The organism is Stenotrophomonas sp. STEN022 (assembly GCF_056760155.1).
In genome coordinates, this window is record NZ_JBRREG010000008.1 from 31,680 (window position 1) to 47,857 (window position 16,178).

Here is a 16,178-nt window from a genome sequence, read left to right on the forward strand (position 1 = left end):
ATGGAAACCAAAGCCAACTACGTCCTGATCGGTGCCTTCACCCTGCTCATCGGCGTTGCCCTGCTCGCCTTCGGGTTATGGGCGGCCAAATACTCCTCCGACCGCACCTGGCAGGAATACCAGGTGGTGTTCACCGAAGCGGTGACCGGCTTGTCGGTAGGCAGTCCCGTGCAATACAACGGCATCGCAGTGGGCTCGATCACCCAGCTGACCCTGGCCCCGGATGACCCGCGCAAGGTAGTGGCCAAGCTGCGGCTCAACTCCACCACCCCGGTCAAGACCGATACCCGCGCCAAGCTGGCCATCACCAGCCTGACCGGGCCATCGATCATCCAACTCAGCGGTGGTACCCCGCAGGCTGCCGCGCTTACCGCGGTGAGCAAGGAACCGGTGCCGACCATCGCCACCATGCCGTCGGCCTTGCAGAACATCACCGACGTGGCCAACCGCGTGGTCGAGCGCATGGACGAACTGCTCAGCGACGACAACGTCAGCAAGATCACCGCCACCCTGGCCCATCTGGAAACCATCAGCGGCGGCCTGGCCGACCGCGACCAAGGCACCCAGGCCTTGCTGGTGGAAGCCCGCGACGCAGCGCGCAACCTCAACGTCACCCTCGGTTCGGCCAACGGCGCCATCAAGAACCTGGACGAGAACGTGCTGCGGGAACTGCCGGCGACGATGGACAAGCTGGATACCAGCCTGGCCAAGCTCGATTCGGCGGCCGGCAATGCGGACGCCATCCTTGGCGAGAATCGCGCGGCCATCAACAGTTTCGCCAATGACGGCCTGGCCCAGCTCGGCCCGACCCTGACCGAACTGCGCGGCCTGATCCGCGACCTGCGCCGGGTCAGTGACCGGCTGGAGAACAACCCGGCGCGCTACCTGCTCGGCCGCGACGCCCCGAAGGAGTTCGAACCCAAATGAAGCACACTTTCCTGATCAAGCTGCTCGCCCCGGCTTGCCTGCTGGCCTTGGCCGGCTGCTCGGCGCTGGCCGGCGGCGACCGCCAGTCCACCACCATCTATGCGCCGCAGGTGCGGGTGCAGGCCGATCCCGCATGGCCCCAGGTCAGCTGGCAGCTGGCCATCGCCAAACCCAGCGCCGCGCGCATGGTCGACAGCCCGCGCATCAGCGTGCGGCCGACGCCGGGCGAGCTGGAGGTCTACCGCGGCGCCACCTGGTCGCAACCGGCCACCGATATCCTGGAAGACACCTTGCTGCGTGGTTTCGAGGATTCGGGAAAGATCGATGCGGTTGCGCGCATCGCCACCGGCATCCGCTCCGACTATAAGCTGACCACCGACCTGCGCCGCTTCGAATCGGACTACCGTGGCGGCGAACTGCCGGCAGCCACCATCGAACTCAACGCAAAACTCATCCACAGTCTGGACCAGCGCGTGGTTGCGGCACGCACCTTCGTCGTCGCCGAGCCGGCTGCCAGCGCCGAGATCAGCAGCGTCGCTGCCGCCTTCGAAACCGCGTTGAACAAGACCACCACCGATCTGATCGGCTGGACCCTGCTCAGCGGCCAACGCGACGCGGCACAGCTGCGATCTGGCGGAAAGTGAGATTGATGCGTTCGCCCGACACCCGCGCGGTCTTGGGCAGCGCATGCTGATAGTCGCGCTGGCAGTTCCCACGCATCAGCAGCAAGTCGCCGTGACCGAGCAGGTATTCGAGCTTCTGCGCAGGATCATCCCGACGCCGCAGTAAAAAGCGCCGCGGCGCGCCAAGGCTCAGCGAGGCGATCAACGGCGTCGCCCCCAATTCAGGCTCATCATCGCTATGCCAGCCCATGCTATCGCGGCCATTGCGGTAGCGGTTGAGCAGCACGCTGTTGAAGCGTGCATCACAGGTCTGCTGCAGCAGATCGCGCACTTCCTGCACAGCCGGCGCCCAAGGGTGCGGAAGGAAATCCGCGCCCGAATAGCGGTAATGCGCATCAGCATCGCCCATCCAGCAACTCAGCCGCGGCAAATCCAGCCAGCGCCCGAACATGCGGATGCGGTGGATTTCCCAGGGCACCTGCGCATGCATGGCATCCATCAAGGCATCAGCCAGCGCTGGCAGCAGCCAGGCCGGCAGGTGCTGGACTTCGGCCAGCACCGAAGAGTGAGAAAAAAGCATCATGAGGATGCAGGGCGATGACACTGCCCCGCCCTTTCACTCAGGCACGCCGGAACGGCACGCCGGTCTTTTCCTTCAGCTCGTCATCGCTGACACCCGGTGCAGCTTCCATCAGCACCAGGCCATCGGCGGTGACATCGAAGATCGCCAGATCGGTGATGATGCGGTCGACCACGCCCACGCCGGTCAGCGGTAGGGTGCAATCAGGCAGTATCTTGTGCTCGCCGTTCTTGGCGGTGTGTTCCATCAGCACCACCACACGCTGCACGCCGGCAACCAGATCCATCGCACCGCCCATGCCCTTGACCATCTTGCCCGGCACCATCCAGTTGGCCAGATCGCCCTTGTCGGTCACCTGCATCGCGCCGAGGATGGCCAGATTGATGTGGCCGCCGCGAATCATCGCGAAAGAATCATGGCTACCGAAGTAGCTGGCACCGGCACGCGCGGTGACGGTCTGCTTGCCTGCATTGATCAGGTCAGCATCTACCTCAGCTTCGGTCGGGAACGGGCCAATGCCTAGCAGGCCGTTTTCGGACTGCAGCCACACATCCACGCCGTCGGGGATGTGGTTCGCCACCAGGGTCGGCAGGCCGATGCCGAGGTTCACATAGGCACCATCGGTCAGCTCGCGCGCGGCGCGCTGTGCCATTTCGTCACGGGTCCAGGCCATCTCAGTTCCCCTCCTGACGCACGGTGCGCTGTTCGATGCGCTTTTCCGGCGTTGCGTTCAATACGATGCGATCGACATAGATGCCCGGCAGGTGCACCTGATCCGGGTCGATGGCGCCCACCGCCACGATCTCTTCCACTTCGACCACGCAGACCTTGCCGGCCATGGCGCAGGCCGGATTGAAGTTGCGCGCGGTCTTGCGGAACAGCAGGTTGCCGGCTTCATCGGCCTTCCACGCCTTGACCAGCGAGACGTCAGCCTTGAGCGCGGTCTCCAGCACGTAGTGCTTGCCGTCGATCTCGCGGGTTTCCTTGCCTTCGGCGACGATGGTGCCGTAGCCAGTGGCGGTGAAGAACGCCGGGATGCCAGCACCGCCAGCGCGCAAGCGCTCGGCCAGGGTGCCCTGTGGGTTGAACTCCAGTTCCAGTTCACCTGCGAGGTATTGGCGCTCGAACTCCTTGTTCTCGCCTACATAAGACGAAATCATTTTCTTGATCTGACGGGTTTCCAGCAGCTGGCCCAGGCCGAAGCCATCGACACCGGCGTTGTTGGAGATCGCGGTCAAGCCCTTGACCCCGCTGTCGCGAAGCGCAGCAATCAGTGCCTCAGGGATGCCACACAGGCCAAAGCCACCTACGGCAAGGGTTTGCCCATCGGCCACGATGCCGGCCAGGGCCTCGGCGGCGCTGGCAAAAACCTTGCCACGCTGCCGGGTCGGGGAGAGATCGCTCATCGCATCACACTCACAGTGCTGAAGATGTCTATATTCTAGCCATACCGCAGGGGCAACCCCCTTGGACCTTCGGCCAGCGCTTTTCTTGCCCATTTCGGAACTTCCGCCGAACGCACGGGCAGCCTAGAAGCGCGGACCCGACTAAACTATGCAATCTTTCACCCAGCAGGATGCATACATGCCCCTTCCCGCGTTCAAGGCCTACGACATCCGCGGCCGCGTGCCTGAAGAGCTCAATGAAGACATGGCGCGCAAGATCGGCAAGGCCTTGGCTGCCGAACTCGGCGCTGGCCCGGTGGTGTTGGGCCATGACGTGCGCCTGACCAGCCCCGCGTTGCAGAACGCATTGGCCGCCGGCTTGCGTGGGGAAGGCCGGGACGTGATCGACATCGGCTTGTGCGGCACCGAGGAGGTCTATTTCCAGACCGGCCATCTGCAGGCAGCCGGCGGCGTGATGGTCACCGCCAGCCACAACCCGATGGACTACAACGGCATGAAGCTGGTACGCGAACAAGCGCGCCCGATCAGCTCGGATACCGGCTTGTTCAGCATTTCCGATGCTGTGGCCGCCGATGCGTCACAGCCGCAGCCTGCACGTGCCGGCCAGACCGCTCAGCATGACAAGACGGCTTACATCCAGCACCTGCTCAGCTACATCGATGCCAGCCAGCTCAAACCCCTGAAGCTGGTGGTCAACGCCGGCAACGGCGGCGCCGGCGCCATCGTAGACCTGCTGGCACCGCATCTGCCGCTGGAGTTTGTGCGTATCTGCCACGAACCCGATGGCAGCTTCCCCAATGGCATCCCCAACCCGCTGTTGCCGGAGAACCGCGACATCACAGCCAACGCAGTGCGCGAACACTGTGCCGACTTCGGCATTGCCTGGGATGGCGACTTCGATCGCTGCTTCTTCTTCGACCACAACGGCCGCTTCATCGAGGGCTATTACCTGGTAGGCCTGTTGGCCCAGGCAATTCTCGCCCGCAATCCGGGCGGCAAGATCATTCACGATCCGCGTTTGACCTGGAATACTGTCGAAATGGTGGAAGCTGCTGGCGGCGTGCCAGTGCTGTGCAAGAGCGGCCATGCCTTCATCAAGGAAAAGATGCGCGCTGAAAACGCCGTCTACGGCGGCGAAATGAGTGCGCACCATTATTTCCGCGAATTCGCCTATGCCGATTCGGGAATGATCCCGTGGCTGTTGATTGCCGCACAGGTGTCCTGCAGCGGCTTGTCGCTTGCAGAGTTGGTGGAAGATCGCATGGCGCGCTTCCCATGCAGCGGCGAAATCAACTTCAAAGTTGCCGACGCCAAAGCTGCCGTCGCCCGGGTAATGGCACACTTCGCCTCACAATCGCCCATATTGGATCACACGGATGGCATCAGTGCCGATTTTGGCAACTGGCGGCTCAATCTGCGCAGCTCTAACACCGAGCCATTGCTGCGATTGAATGTTGAGACCAGGGGCGACGCAACTTTGCTGGCTGAGCGCACCACCGAAATCTCCGACCTACTCACTGCCTGAGAAACCACATGACTCATATTCTCCCCGTCATCCTTTCCGGCGGCTCCGGCACCCGTCTGTGGCCCTTGTCGCGCGAGGCATACCCCAAGCAATTTCTGCAACTCGCAGACGCAAACAGCATGCTGCAATCCACATGGTTGCGCGTAGCCGATGTAGCTACACAGGCACCAATCGTTGTGGCAAACGAAGCACATCGTTTTATCGCCGCTGAGCAACTGCAGCAAGCCGGAACCACACCATCGGCCATCCTGCTGGAGCCGGTTGGCCGCAACACTGCACCAGCGATCGCTTCAGCTGCATTGGAGGCTTGCCGGGACGGCACCGATCCGTTGCTGTTGGTCCTGCCTTCTGACCATTTGATCCGAGAAATAGGACATTTCCATCGCGCAATCATGGATGCCGCCAGTGTCGCTGAGCAGGGCAAACTGGTTACTTTCGGCATCCAGCCAACCGCACCGGAAACCGGCTACGGCTATATCAAAGCCGTCGCTGGTCAAGGCACGCGGGCAATCGAACGCTTCGTCGAAAAGCCCGACCTGGCAACAGCTCAGGACTATGTCGCCTCCGGCGAGTACTACTGGAACAGCGGCATGTTCATGTTTCGCGCCTCGCGCTACCTGCAGGAGCTGGAGCGCTTGCAGCCACAGATTCTCGCTGCCTGCCGCACGTCGTGGGAAAAAGCGCGCCGCGACAGCGACTTCATTCGCTTGGATTCGGAAGCTTTCAAGACCAGCCCATCGGATTCCATCGACTATGCAGTGATGGAGAAGACAGCAGATGCGGCCGTGGTGCCACTGGACGCTGGCTGGAGTGATGTCGGCTCCTGGACGGCACTGCGCGATGTCTCCGAGCAGGATGCAAACGGAAACGCCCATCGCGGTGATGTCATTGCCATCGATTGCCATGACACGTTCGCCTACGGTGAGCGCCTGATCGCGATGGTCGGGCTTGACGATGTGATCGTTGTCGAGACCGACGACGCGTTGCTGGTCGGCAAATCTGATCGCATGCAAGAAGTGAAGGACGTCGTCGCACGCCTGAAGGCCGATGGTCGCAGCGAGGCCACTTGGCACCGCAAGGTCTATCGCCCGTGGGGCGCCTATGACTCCATAGACAACGGCGCGCGCTTCCAGGTCAAGCGCATCACCGTCAAACCCGGCGGCACCTTGAGCCTGCAGATGCACCATCACCGCGCCGAACATTGGATCGTGGTCAGTGGTACTGCAGAAGTAACCCGGGGCGATGAAGTGTTGCTGCTGACTGAGAATCAGAGCACCTATATCCCGCTGGGCGTCACCCACCGCCTGCGCAACCCCGGCAAGCTGCCGCTGGAACTGATCGAAGTGCAGTCGGGCAGCTATCTGGGCGAAGACGATATCGTGCGCTTCGAGGACACCTACGGACGCACCTGAGGCCATCTCCAACCCCAAAGAAAACCCCAGGCTCCCCGGGGTTTTCTTTTTCCGTGGCGGCGTTGGGCTACATCAAAACGGCGCGCAACGGCCAATCATGTCTTTGCGATCTCACCCATCACGTGGCGCAAACCCTCTTGCCAAGCGGGCAGGACAATACCAAAGTCATGCTGCAGCTTGCGGTTGTCCAGCACCGACCAACCCGGACGTCTGGCCGGTGTTGGGTACTCCGCACTGGAGATCGCCTGCACTTTAGGCACCCTGGCGAGCACCCCCATAGCCAGTGCTTCGGCAAAAATCGCCTCGGCGAAACCATGCCAGCTGGTTTGCCCGGAAGCAGTCAGGTGCCAGGTACCCGACACCCCCCCGGGATGATGCAAAGCCTGCGCAGTGACATCTGCAATCAGGGCTGCCGGCGTTGGCGTGCCCACCTGATCTGCAACCACGCGCAGTTCATCACGATCAGCTCCTACCCGCAGCATGGTGCGCAGGAAGTTGCCGCCATGCGCGGCATACACCCAAGCAGTACGAAAGATCAGATGACGGCCACCGGCAGCCCGAACCGCATCTTCACCATCGCGCTTGCTGGTGCCATAGACACCCAGTGGTGCAGTTACTTCGTCTTCGACGTAAGGTGCCGTACCCTCGCCGTTGAATACGTAGTCTGTGGAGTAGTGCACCATCGGCACGCCGTTCGCCGCACACCATTCAGCGATCACCGCAGGCGCTTCGGCATTGGCCCGAAACGCGGCCTCTGGCTCCTGTTCGGCTTTATCCACTGCAGTGTAAGCAGCGGCGTTGATCACCGCCGAAGGCTGTAGCCGATCCAGCAACGCGGGCAGGCTATCAGGCGCGTCGAAATTCGCAACTTCGCAAGCGCTGCCATCAGCGAGTCTGCCACTACGTGTAGTGGCAACAACACGGCTGAAAGGAGCCAGCGCACGCAGCAGTTCCTGCCCGACCTGTCCATTTCCGCCAAAAACCAACACTGTCATCGGATGTAAACCGGCAGGCGGTCTTCAGCGATGTCCTTCAGGAGTGCCGCACCCTCATCCTTAGCAGACAAAATCGGCTCGCGGATTGGCCAGTCCACGCTGATTTCGGCATCGTTCCATCGGATCCCTGCATCCGCTTCCTTTACGTAGATATCCGTGCACAAGTAACTAAACAACGCCCGTTCGGAGAGCACCGCAAAGCCATGCGCAAATCCTTCGGGGATCCAGAATTGACGGTGGTTCTGCGCACTCAGAATGACCGCCTCCCACTTGCCGAAGGTCGGCGATCCGCGGCGGATGTCTACCGCCACATCGTACACTTCGCCTTCCAAAACACTGACCAGTTTTCCCTGCGGACGGGGCCACTGGTAATGCAGGCCACGCAGAACGCCTTTGCTTGATGCAGAGACATTGCTCTGCACAAATTCGCTAGGTAGTCCCTGCGACTTGAAACGTTCGGAGTTCCAGGTTTCGAAGAAAAAGCCGCGCTCGTCACCAAAAACGGCTGGCTCGATGACCACACAACCAGGCAAGCCGGTTTCAATCACCTTCACGGAACAATTCCTCGCTGGACAAGCTTCTGCAGGTACTGTCCATAGCCATTCTTGGATAGCGGCCCAGCCAATGCCAAGAGCTGCTCAGCCGTAATCCACCCCTGCCCGTAAGCAATTTCCTCGGGACAGCAGACCTGCAGGCCCTGACGGGTCTGGATGGTCTCGATAAAGTTGGAAGCCTCCAGTAGTGACTGATGGGTGCCAGTATCCAGCCAAGCATAGCCACGACCCAGCGGCTCCAGCTGCAACTTCCCTTCGTCCAGGTACACCTGATTGAGATCAGTGATCTCCAATTCGCCGCGCGGTGAAGGCTTCAACGCAGCAGCATAGTCACTGGCGTTCCCGTCATAGAAGTACAAACCTGTTACTGCATAGTTGGAACGCGGCTCAGCTGGCTTTTCAACCAACCCGACGACCTTGCCATCCTTGTCGAACTCGGCAACGCCATAGCGCTCCGGGTCATTTACCCAGTAGCCGAACACCGTTGCCCCGTTGTCGCGTGCATCCGCTCGCTTCAGCACCTCGCGCAAACCGGTCCCGTGGAAGATATTGTCACCCAATACCAGACAGCTCGGCTTCCCACCAACGAAATCGCGGCCAATCAAATACGCCTGCGCCAAGCCATCCGGGCTTGGCTGCACCGCGTACTGGATGTCCATTCCCCACTGCGAACCATCGCCCAACAGCTGCTGGAACAAGGCTTGTTCATGCGGCGTATTGATGATCAGCACTTCGCGGATGCCAGCCAGCATCAGTACGCTGAGTGGGTAATAGATCATTGGCTTGTCATAGACCGGCAGCAATTGCTTGCTGACGCCCTTGGTAATCGGATACAGGCGCGTACCAGAGCCGCCGGCCAGAATGATGCCTTTACGTTGCGTCATAGTTGCTTCCTTATTGGCCCGCACATCCGCGCAGGCACTGGATGATCGATATCAGGCGTCCGTGCCAATGCGCTGCAGACGATAGCTACCGTCCAACACTTCGTTCACCCATTGCTGGTTATCCAGGTACCAGTCCACGGTGAAACCAATGCCCTGCTCGAAGCTGTGCTTCGGTTCCCAGCCCAGTTCGTCCTTGAGCTTGGACGCATCGATTGCATAACGGCGGTCATGGCCGGGGCGATCGGCAACATAGGTGATCTGTTCGGTGCGCGGCTTGCCATCCGCGCGCGGGCGGCGCGCGTCCAGCAGTGCACAGATCGCCTGCACCACCTCGATGTTCTGCTTCTCGGAGTTGCCGCCAACGTTATAGGTTTCGCCTACCCGGCCCTTGGCCAACACGGTACGAATTGCCTCGCAATGATCGGCGACAAACAGCCAATCGCGCACCTGCTTGCCGTCGCCATATACAGGCAGCGCCTCACCGGCCAACGCCTTGGCGATCACCAGCGGGATGAGCTTCTCCGGGAAGTGGTACGGGCCGTAGTTGTTCGAGCAATTCGTGGTCAGTACCGGCAGGCCATAAGTGTGATGGAACGCACGAACCAGATGGTCGGAAGCCGCCTTTGAAGCCGAGTACGGTGAGTTCGGGGCATAGGGCGTGGTCTCGGTGAACTTGCCCGTCTCGCCGAGCGTGCCGTAGACCTCGTCGGTGGACACATGCAGGAAGCGGAACGCATCGGCCTTGTCAGACGGCAACGCCTTCCAGTAATCACGCACCGCTTCCAGCAGACCGAGGGTTCCTACCACGTTGGTCTGGATGAAGGCACCCGGGCCGTCGATCGAACGGTCAACATGGCTTTCGGCAGCAAAGTTCAGAACCGCATCAGGGCGGTGCTCAGCCAGCAGGCCTGCAACCAGCTCACGATCGCCGATATCGCCGTGTACGAACAGATGGTTGGCGTCTCCCTGCAGGCTACCCAGCGTCTTCAGGTTGCCTGCATAGGTCAACGCATCCAGATTGATGATGCGGATGCCCTTTGCAACAGCTTCCAATACAAAATTGCCGCCGATAAAGCCGGCACCGCCGGTCACAAGCCATGTGGTCACGCGTTGATTCTCCTGATCTACAACTGCCAAAGCAGCGAATAATTCCTCTAAGCATATAACGCCAGCGGGTATTGGCAGCAATATTGACAATGGAAGCTTTTTCCTGAGACTTTGTCCGGACATTTCAAGGAAGAAGTCAAGAACAACTCGGATGCGTTCGCACGCGCCCTTCAACCCAAGCTAGAATCGATAAAATTTGCCCCGGCCCGCACTGCCCCCATCAGCAACCGAAGGACCCCGCAGCACATGAAAATCCTCGTCGCGTACAAGCGCGTGGTGGACTACAACGTCCGCATTCAAGTCAAGCCGGATGGCTCCGGCGTGGTAACCGATGGCGTCAAGCTCTCGCCCAACCCGTTCGATGAAATCGCCCTGGAAGAAGCCCTGCGCCTGCGCGACAAGGGCATCGCCACGGAAGTGGTCGTCGCCACCATCGCCCCGGCCGATGCCCAGGCGCACCTGCGCAACGGCCTAGCCATGGGCGCCAACCGCGCCATTCACGTGGTCACCGACCAGGCCATCCAGCCACTGACCGCCGCCCGCACCCTGCTCAAGCTGGTCGAGAAGGAACAGCCTGACTTGGTCGTCTTGGGCAAGCAGGCCATCGACGACGACGCCAACCAGACCGGCCAGATGCTGGCCACGCTGTGGGCACGTCCGCAGGCCACCTTCGCCTCCAAGGTGGAGATCGCCGACGGCAAGGCCACGGTCACCCGCGAGGTCGATGCCGGTCTGGAAACGCTGGAAGTCGACCTGCCGGCGGTGATCACCACCGACCTGCGCCTGAACGAGCCGCGCTTCATCAAGCTGCCGGACATCATGAAGGCCAAGGCCAAGCCGCTGGAGACCCTGCAGCTGGCCGACCTGGGCGTTGAGGCCGCCGATACGTTCAAGACCACCCACTACGCCGCACCTGCCAAGCGCAGCAAGGGTGTGATGGTGAAGGATGCTGCCGAACTGGTAGCCGCACTCAAGCAGAAGGGGTTGCTGTAATGGCCAAGATTCTCGTCATCGCCGAACACCTGGACGGCAAGCTCAACAGCGCAGTGGCCAAGACCGTATCGGCAGCAACCGTCGTGGGCGGCGACATCCACGTGCTGGTGCTGGCCGCCGACCCGGCCGCCATCGCTGCCGAAGCCGCGCAGATCGCCGGCGTGAGCAAGGTGCTGACCATCGCCAACCCGGCCAATGAACATGCGCTGGCACAGGTACAGGCACCGCAGATCGCCAAGGCCGCTGCCGGCTACAGCCATGTATTCGGCCCCTCGACCACCACCGGCAAGGACCTAATGCCGGCCGTGGCCGCCCTGCTGGGCGTCAACCAGGTCTCGGACCTGATGTCTGTCGAAGGCCCCCATACCTTCAAGCGCCCTATCTACGCTGGCAACGCCATCATCACCGTCGACGTTCCGGCTGACCAGGTGGTCGTGGCAACCGTCCGCGCCGCCTCCTGGCAGGAAGCGGCCAAGGGCAACAGCGCCCCGGTCGAAGCAATCAGTGTTGATGCCCCCCTGCCGGGCCACACCCGCTTCATCGGCCTGGCCGCCGGCAAGAGCGACCGTCCGGACCTGCAGAGCGCCAAGCGCGTTGTCTCCGGTGGCCGTGGTGTCGGTTCAGAAGAGAACTTCAAGGTGATCTACGCGTTGGCCGACAAACTCGGTGCCGGCGTGGGTGCCTCGCGCGCCGCAGTGGACGCAGGCTATGTGCCCAGCGACATGCAGGTCGGCCAGACCGGCAAGATCATCGCCCCGGAGCTGTATATCGCCGTGGGTATCTCAGGCGCCATCCAGCACCTGACCGGCATAAAGGATGCTGGTACGATTGTCGCGATCAACAAGGACTCCGACTCGCCAATCTTCGAGATCGCCGATATTGGTCTTGTCGGTGACTTGTTTGAGGTACTGCCGCAACTGGAAGCGGCGCTCTAAACTTAACGGATTACACGGTCGCCCGCCCTTGGGGCAACGACCTAGGGGTAATTGGTGCAGATTTCGCGTTACCAGAGAATTGAAATGAAGCAAGCAATCCTAGCGATTTTGGTCGTATTTGCTCTTGCTGCCTGTCAACACGAGGGTGTTCCACCTCCTACGCCAGTTACCACAGCCCCGGCCGAACCAGCTCAGACCAGCAACAGTAAACGCCTGCATCTTGAGCCAGCGGCGCTCAGCTCATGCGAACAGGGCAGCGCCGTCACGGTGGACTGGGATGGTACGGATCTCGCCGGCAACCAAGACCTACAATTGTGGGTAGTCGATGACGGACAGGAAAAACTGTTCGCCGCAGGCGGCGCGACCGGCACGGCAACCACTGGCATGTGGAGTCGTCCTGGTACAAAGTTCCGCCTGAAGTCCGCGCAGGACGGCACAGTTGTCGCCGAAGCCGCAGTCAGCGGTCCGTCCTGTTGATTTTTGCAGCGTCACCGCGTCAATGACAAACCATCCCCACCGGGATACGTGCAACCCCATAATCGGCACCGCAATAAGCGGTGCCTTTTTACCGTTGATCTTGGCAGGGAACGATAGTTCAACACCCTCCTCTGGCCGCGGATGCTATATCCACCTCAGTACCACCACCTCCCAATAACTCTAGGAAGATATATGATCAGTACCCGTTATCTCGCGATTGCATGCTGCCTGGCATTGGCCGCCTGCAGTTCGGAAACCGCACCGCAGCCGGCAGCGGACGCCACCGCGCCGCAGGCCGCCGCCGCTGCGACCACACCACCGCCGGCTGCCGTGGACATGATTCCCTCGGTTTCATCCGCGCAGTTCTCCATTGAGCCGTCGTCGCTCGCACAATGCGAGCCAGCTAGCGAGGTCGCAGTAACCTGGAACTTCCCGGACCTGCCGGCAACGACGAAGCTGGAACTTTATGTAAACACTGATGGCACCGAAAAACTGTTCGCTGCCTCGAGCAACGTCGACAGCGCAAAGACTGGTCCCTGGGCTCGTCCTGGCACCCGCTTCTTGCTGAAGTCGGAAGATACCAAGGCAGTGGTCGCCGAAGCCGTTGTGGGCGGTCCGCGCTGCTGACTTGAGGGAGGGGCACTATAGACAAGTAGAATGCTGCCCACACCAATATCGCGCTGATCTGGAAACGGTCAGCGCGCCTTTACCACGAAGCGGTCGTGCAGACATTGCACACGCTTCGAAACATGCAGAATCCAATCCATGACGCTAGAGCCCATCCCTGTAAACTCGCTGTTGCGACATATCGAACCTTTCCAGGATGCACTCGCAGTCGCCGCATCGGAAGTTATCCGCAGCGGATATTTCGTGCTCGGACCATCGGTTCGTGCATTCGAGGAAGTGTTTGCGGCCTACTGCGGCGTGGCGCACTGCATTGGCGTTGCCAATGGCACAGATGCTTTGGAACTATCCCTGCGCGCACTGGATATCGGGCCGGGCGACAACGTTGCCGTGGTAGCGAATGCGGCCATGTATGGCACCTCCACTGTACTGGCATGCAGAGCGGACCCTGTCTTCGTGGACGTACTCGCGGAAGACGGCACCATGGATCCAGACAGCCTGAGCGCAACGCTGAGCGCCCGTCCGGTGAAAGCGGTCATCGTGACCCACCTGTACGGTCAACTCGCCCGAATCAAAGAAATCCATGCACTTTGCAAGGCACACGGCGCAGCATTGATTGAAGATTGCGCTCAGTCGCATGGTGCCCGCAATGACGACGGTATTGCAGGTTCCTTTGGCGATATCGCAAGTTTCAGCTTCTATCCAACCAAGAACCTTGGCGCCTTGGGCGACGGCGGTGCTGTCGCAACCAACCGTGACGATCTCGCAGAGCGCGTTCGTAAACTCCGCCAGTATGGTTGGACCCAAAAATATACCAATGGCCTCCCGGGTGGTCGCAACAGCCGCCTGGACGAAATCCAAGCCAGCATGCTGTCGTTGATGCTGCCGCATCTGGATGCCTGGAATAGCCGACGCCGAGAAATCGCTGCACGCTACTGCAACGAAATTACCAACCCCCGTATCCGCACTCACAAATGCAGCGGTGCCAGTTATGTCGCCCACCTCTACGTGATTCGCACCGATGAGCGCGAACTGCTCAAGCAGCACTTGACTGCGGCCGGTGTGCAGACCGACGTCCACTATCCAATCCCGGACTACCGACAGCCATGCCACGGCGGGAGGTTTGACCAGGTGTCCCTGTCGGTGACGGAAAGTGACGCCATGTCCGTGCTCACCCTCCCCTGCTTCCCTGAACTATCCGACATTGAAGTCGAACGGGTCATAGCAGCATGCAACAGCTTCTAACGCCGAAGCTCTCCATCGTTGTCCCGGTTTATGGCAACGAGGGATCGATCAGCCAACTGTTGGCCGCACTGCATTCGATCAAGCTGCAGGTCGCTGGAGACTTCGAAGCTGTATTTGTGGTGGACGGAAGTCCCGATCAAAGTTATGCACGGTTGCGGGAAATGCTCCCAGATGCTGGTTTCATCTCGCAACTGATCGTTCTGTCACGCAACTTTGGCGCGTTCCCCGCCATCCGAGTTGGACTGGAACATGCGAAGGGCGATGTCATCGCAGTCATGGCTGCAGATCTACAAGAACCACCGGAACTGGCGCTGAAGTTCCTGGAAGCCCTTTCCGGCGGAAAATACGATATTGCAATGGGGGTCCGCGAAGCCCGAGCCGATCCCGGCGCCTCCAAGGTTGCTTCAGCAGCCTTCTGGGCTTTGTATCGACGCTTCGTCATGCCGGACATTCCCAAGGGCGGCGTGGACATCTTCGCCGTCACGAGCGGCACCCGTGATCGCCTGCTGATGCTCAAGGAAAGCAATACCAGCTTGCTGGCTCAACTGTTCTGGATCGGCGGCAGACGCTCGTTCGTTCCCTACCAGCGCCAACGGCGTGAGCATGGTAAGAGCGCATGGACCTTGAAGAAAAAACTACGCTATCTATCTGATAGCGTATTTGCCTTTACCGACCTTCCTGTCAGGATCCTGATGGGCATCGGCTCTATTGCGTTGATAGCAGCAGTGACCCTGTCCGTGCTTATTCTGGCTGCCAAGATGTCAGGCCTTGTGCCGGTACCAGGTTATGCCGGGACGATGGTCACGATACTCTTCTTTGGCGCCCTCAATTCACTTGGGCTTGGCGTTGTCGGAGCTTATGCATGGCGTACCTTTGAGAACACCAAAGCTCGACCCTTATCGATAGTTCAATCACAAGAGCATTTCAAGGAAAGCAGCGTATGAGCTTCTTCTGTCATCCAAACGCACTTTGCGAGTCCCCCCAGATCGGAGCAGGGACCAGAATCTGGGCGTTCGCTCATGTGCTACCGGGCGCTGTTATCGGAGAGAACTGCAATATCTGCGACGGTGTTTTCATCGAGAACGATGTCGTGGTCGGCAACAGGGTGACAGTGAAATGTGGCGTCCAACTTTGGGATGGCATACGTCTGGCGGACGATGTTTTCGTCGGCCCAAATGCGACGTTCACTAACGACCGTTTTCCGCGTAGCCAGAAGTATCCTGCTGCATTTCCGGAAACCGTAGTCGAAGCGGGTGCGTCAATCGGTGCAAATGCAACTCTCTTGCCGGGCGTTCGCATTGGCAGCGGCGCGATGGTTGGCGCAGGCGCTGTCATTACCCGTTCCGTTCCCCCGAATGCGATCGTAGTTGGCAACCCCGCACGCATCGTTGGCTACGTCACCGACAATGCCGACAGCAACCCAACCACCAGCAACGCAGCCGAACAGTCCCCCCCCCCGGGGAACCAGCGTACGGGGCGTCAACCTGCACAACCTACCACGCTACCATGATATGCGTGGCGCACTGTCGGTCGGCGAGTTTTCCAAAGATCTCCCTTTTCAACCCAAGCGCTACTTCCTGGTTTTCGATGTACCAAGTCAGGAGACTCGGGGAGAGCATGCGCACAAGATCTGCCACCAATTCCTCATCTGCATAAAAGGAAGCGTGCGAGTATTGGCAGACGACGGAACTCGCCGCCAAGAGTTCACTTTGGATTCGCCAAGCGTCGGCCTGCATCTTTCTCCCATGATCTGGGGCACGCAGTATCGCTATTCAAACGATGCAGTGTTGTTGGTGTTCGCATCAGAAGAGTACGATGCCGACGAGTATATCCGTCACTACAACGAATTCATTGAACTTGCGAAAGACAGTGACAAATAGCGTACGCCCGA

The 16,178-nt window shown here is 60.2% G+C and carries 17 protein-coding genes and 1 pseudogene; 11 read left to right on the forward strand and 7 right to left on the reverse strand.

Going from position 1 to position 16,178, the window contains the following annotated elements:
* Together ACVOMF_RS03270 and ACVOMF_RS03275 are read left to right on the forward strand one after the other, a co-directional pair.
* On the forward strand, window positions 1–927 hold the full coding sequence (locus ACVOMF_RS03270) for an MlaD family protein (protein WP_481507995.1): 927 nt from the start codon (window positions 1–3) through the stop codon (window positions 925–927).
* Window positions 924–1,571: an ABC-type transport auxiliary lipoprotein family protein gene (locus ACVOMF_RS03275; RefSeq protein WP_481507996.1), complete on the forward strand. Its 648-nt coding sequence runs from the start codon at window positions 924–926 to the stop codon at window positions 1,569–1,571. Before ACVOMF_RS03270 ends, ACVOMF_RS03275 begins: the two co-directional genes overlap by 4 nt.
* On the opposite strand, the gene ACVOMF_RS03280 is transcribed toward ACVOMF_RS03275, so the two are convergent.
* The 3 genes from ACVOMF_RS03280 to ACVOMF_RS03290 are packed head-to-tail and all read right to left on the reverse strand — an operon-like array spanning window position 1,525 to window position 3,536.
* On the reverse strand, window positions 1,525–2,130 hold the full coding sequence (locus tag ACVOMF_RS03280) for an alpha-ketoglutarate-dependent dioxygenase AlkB family protein (protein WP_481507997.1): 606 nt from the start codon (window positions 2,128–2,130) through the stop codon (window positions 1,525–1,527). The two genes, ACVOMF_RS03275 and ACVOMF_RS03280, sit on opposite strands and share 47 nt — an antisense overlap.
* Before the next feature lie 40 nt (window positions 2,131–2,170).
* Window positions 2,171–2,803 carry a CoA transferase subunit B gene (locus ACVOMF_RS03285; protein ID WP_481507998.1) on the reverse strand — a complete coding sequence of 211 codons (633 nt, stop codon included), beginning with the start codon at window positions 2,801–2,803 and terminating at the stop codon, window positions 2,171–2,173.
* Window position 2,804: 1 nt separating this feature from the next.
* A complete protein-coding gene (locus ACVOMF_RS03290; protein WP_282266866.1) occupies window positions 2,805–3,536 on the reverse strand; it encodes a CoA transferase subunit A in 732 nt (243 codons plus the stop codon).
* 178 nt (window positions 3,537–3,714) lie between these two features.
* On the opposite strand from ACVOMF_RS03290, the gene ACVOMF_RS03295 reads away from it, so the two are divergent.
* Window positions 3,715–5,061 carry a phosphohexomutase domain-containing protein gene (locus tag ACVOMF_RS03295; RefSeq protein WP_481507999.1) on the forward strand — a complete coding sequence of 449 codons (1,347 nt, stop codon included), beginning with the start codon at window positions 3,715–3,717 and terminating at the stop codon, window positions 5,059–5,061.
* Window positions 5,062–5,069: 8 nt separating this feature from the next.
* Window positions 5,070–6,473 carry a mannose-1-phosphate guanylyltransferase/mannose-6-phosphate isomerase gene (locus ACVOMF_RS03300; protein WP_481508000.1) on the forward strand — a complete coding sequence of 468 codons (1,404 nt, stop codon included), beginning with the start codon at window positions 5,070–5,072 and terminating at the stop codon, window positions 6,471–6,473.
* A 95-nt stretch (window positions 6,474–6,568) separates the two neighbouring features.
* Here the strand turns inward: ACVOMF_RS03300 and rfbD are convergent, their stop codons facing one another.
* From rfbD to rfbB, 4 genes are read right to left on the reverse strand one after another with little or no spacing between them, the layout of a single operon-like run.
* On the reverse strand, window positions 6,569–7,468 hold the full coding sequence (gene rfbD / locus ACVOMF_RS03305; protein WP_481508001.1) for a dTDP-4-dehydrorhamnose reductase: 900 nt from the start codon (window positions 7,466–7,468) through the stop codon (window positions 6,569–6,571).
* A complete protein-coding gene (gene rfbC, locus ACVOMF_RS03310; RefSeq protein ID WP_481508002.1) occupies window positions 7,465–8,022 on the reverse strand; it encodes a dTDP-4-dehydrorhamnose 3,5-epimerase in 558 nt (185 codons plus the stop codon). The genes rfbD and rfbC overlap by 4 nt, the downstream gene beginning before the upstream one ends.
* A complete protein-coding gene (gene rfbA, locus ACVOMF_RS03315; protein ID WP_481508003.1) occupies window positions 8,019–8,906 on the reverse strand; it encodes a glucose-1-phosphate thymidylyltransferase RfbA in 888 nt (295 codons plus the stop codon). Before rfbA ends, rfbC begins: the two co-directional genes overlap by 4 nt.
* A 51-nt stretch (window positions 8,907–8,957) precedes the next feature.
* Window positions 8,958–10,013: a dTDP-glucose 4,6-dehydratase gene (gene rfbB / locus ACVOMF_RS03320; protein WP_481508004.1), complete on the reverse strand. Its 1,056-nt coding sequence runs from the start codon at window positions 10,011–10,013 to the stop codon at window positions 8,958–8,960.
* A 246-nt stretch (window positions 10,014–10,259) separates the two neighbouring features.
* Here rfbB and ACVOMF_RS03325 point away from each other — a divergent pair, with 246 nt between their 5' ends.
* The 7 genes and pseudogenes from ACVOMF_RS03325 to ACVOMF_RS03355 all read left to right on the forward strand — a co-directional run bounded on the left by ACVOMF_RS03325 (window position 10,260) and on the right by ACVOMF_RS03355 (window position 16,167).
* Entirely contained in the window at window positions 10,260–11,006 is a 747-nt protein-coding gene (locus tag ACVOMF_RS03325; protein ID WP_481508005.1) for an electron transfer flavoprotein subunit beta/FixA family protein, read from the forward strand.
* Window positions 11,006–11,941, forward strand: a complete 936-nt coding sequence (locus ACVOMF_RS03330) for an electron transfer flavoprotein subunit alpha/FixB family protein (protein ID WP_481508006.1) — start codon at window positions 11,006–11,008, stop codon at window positions 11,939–11,941. Before ACVOMF_RS03325 ends, ACVOMF_RS03330 begins: the two co-directional genes overlap by 1 nt.
* Window positions 11,942–12,025: 84 nt before the next feature.
* Complete coding sequence (locus ACVOMF_RS03335; RefSeq protein WP_481508007.1) at window positions 12,026–12,418, forward strand: hypothetical protein; 393 nt, start codon at window positions 12,026–12,028, stop codon at window positions 12,416–12,418.
* Between the two features lie 192 nt (window positions 12,419–12,610).
* Complete coding sequence (locus ACVOMF_RS03340) at window positions 12,611–13,045, forward strand: hypothetical protein (protein WP_481508008.1); 435 nt, start codon at window positions 12,611–12,613, stop codon at window positions 13,043–13,045.
* A gap of 138 nt (window positions 13,046–13,183) precedes the next feature.
* Window positions 13,184–14,287: a DegT/DnrJ/EryC1/StrS family aminotransferase gene (locus tag ACVOMF_RS03345; protein WP_481508009.1), complete on the forward strand. Its 1,104-nt coding sequence runs from the start codon at window positions 13,184–13,186 to the stop codon at window positions 14,285–14,287.
* Window positions 14,272–15,231 carry a glycosyltransferase family 2 protein gene (locus ACVOMF_RS03350; RefSeq protein WP_481508010.1) on the forward strand — a complete coding sequence of 320 codons (960 nt, stop codon included), beginning with the start codon at window positions 14,272–14,274 and terminating at the stop codon, window positions 15,229–15,231. The genes ACVOMF_RS03345 and ACVOMF_RS03350 overlap by 16 nt, the downstream gene beginning before the upstream one ends.
* Window positions 15,228–16,167 (forward strand): annotated as a pseudogene (locus ACVOMF_RS03355) (WxcM-like domain-containing protein). The gene ACVOMF_RS03350 and the pseudogene ACVOMF_RS03355 overlap by 4 nt, the downstream one beginning before the upstream one ends.
* The last annotated feature ends 11 nt before the right edge of the window (window positions 16,168–16,178 follow it).

Excerpts from the sequence above, each read along its gene's own strand:
- ACVOMF_RS03270 (WP_481507995.1), top strand. The coding sequence starts at position 1 with ATGGAAACCAAAGCCAACTACGTCCTGATCGGTGCCTTCACCCTGCTC.
- ACVOMF_RS03275 (WP_481507996.1), top strand. The coding sequence starts at position 924 with ATGAAGCACACTTTCCTGATCAAGCTGCTCGCCCCGGCTTGCCTGCTG.
- ACVOMF_RS03280 (WP_481507997.1), bottom strand. The coding sequence starts at position 2,130 with ATGCTTTTTTCTCACTCTTCGGTGCTGGCCGAAGTCCAGCACCTGCCG.
- ACVOMF_RS03285 (WP_481507998.1), bottom strand. The coding sequence starts at position 2,803 with ATGGCCTGGACCCGTGACGAAATGGCACAGCGCGCCGCGCGCGAGCTG.
- ACVOMF_RS03290 (WP_282266866.1), bottom strand. The coding sequence starts at position 3,536 with ATGAGCGATCTCTCCCCGACCCGGCAGCGTGGCAAGGTTTTTGCCAGC.
- ACVOMF_RS03295 (WP_481507999.1), top strand. The coding sequence starts at position 3,715 with ATGCCCCTTCCCGCGTTCAAGGCCTACGACATCCGCGGCCGCGTGCCT.
- ACVOMF_RS03300 (WP_481508000.1), top strand. The coding sequence starts at position 5,070 with ATGACTCATATTCTCCCCGTCATCCTTTCCGGCGGCTCCGGCACCCGT.
- rfbD (WP_481508001.1), bottom strand. The coding sequence starts at position 7,468 with ATGACAGTGTTGGTTTTTGGCGGAAATGGACAGGTCGGGCAGGAACTG.
- rfbA (WP_481508003.1), bottom strand. The coding sequence starts at position 8,906 with ATGACGCAACGTAAAGGCATCATTCTGGCCGGCGGCTCTGGTACGCGC.
- ACVOMF_RS03325 (WP_481508005.1), top strand. The coding sequence starts at position 10,260 with ATGAAAATCCTCGTCGCGTACAAGCGCGTGGTGGACTACAACGTCCGC.
- ACVOMF_RS03330 (WP_481508006.1), top strand. The coding sequence starts at position 11,006 with ATGGCCAAGATTCTCGTCATCGCCGAACACCTGGACGGCAAGCTCAAC.
- ACVOMF_RS03335 (WP_481508007.1), top strand. The coding sequence starts at position 12,026 with ATGAAGCAAGCAATCCTAGCGATTTTGGTCGTATTTGCTCTTGCTGCC.
- ACVOMF_RS03340 (WP_481508008.1), top strand. The coding sequence starts at position 12,611 with ATGATCAGTACCCGTTATCTCGCGATTGCATGCTGCCTGGCATTGGCC.
- ACVOMF_RS03345 (WP_481508009.1), top strand. The coding sequence starts at position 13,184 with ATGACGCTAGAGCCCATCCCTGTAAACTCGCTGTTGCGACATATCGAA.
- ACVOMF_RS03350 (WP_481508010.1), top strand. The coding sequence starts at position 14,272 with ATGCAACAGCTTCTAACGCCGAAGCTCTCCATCGTTGTCCCGGTTTAT.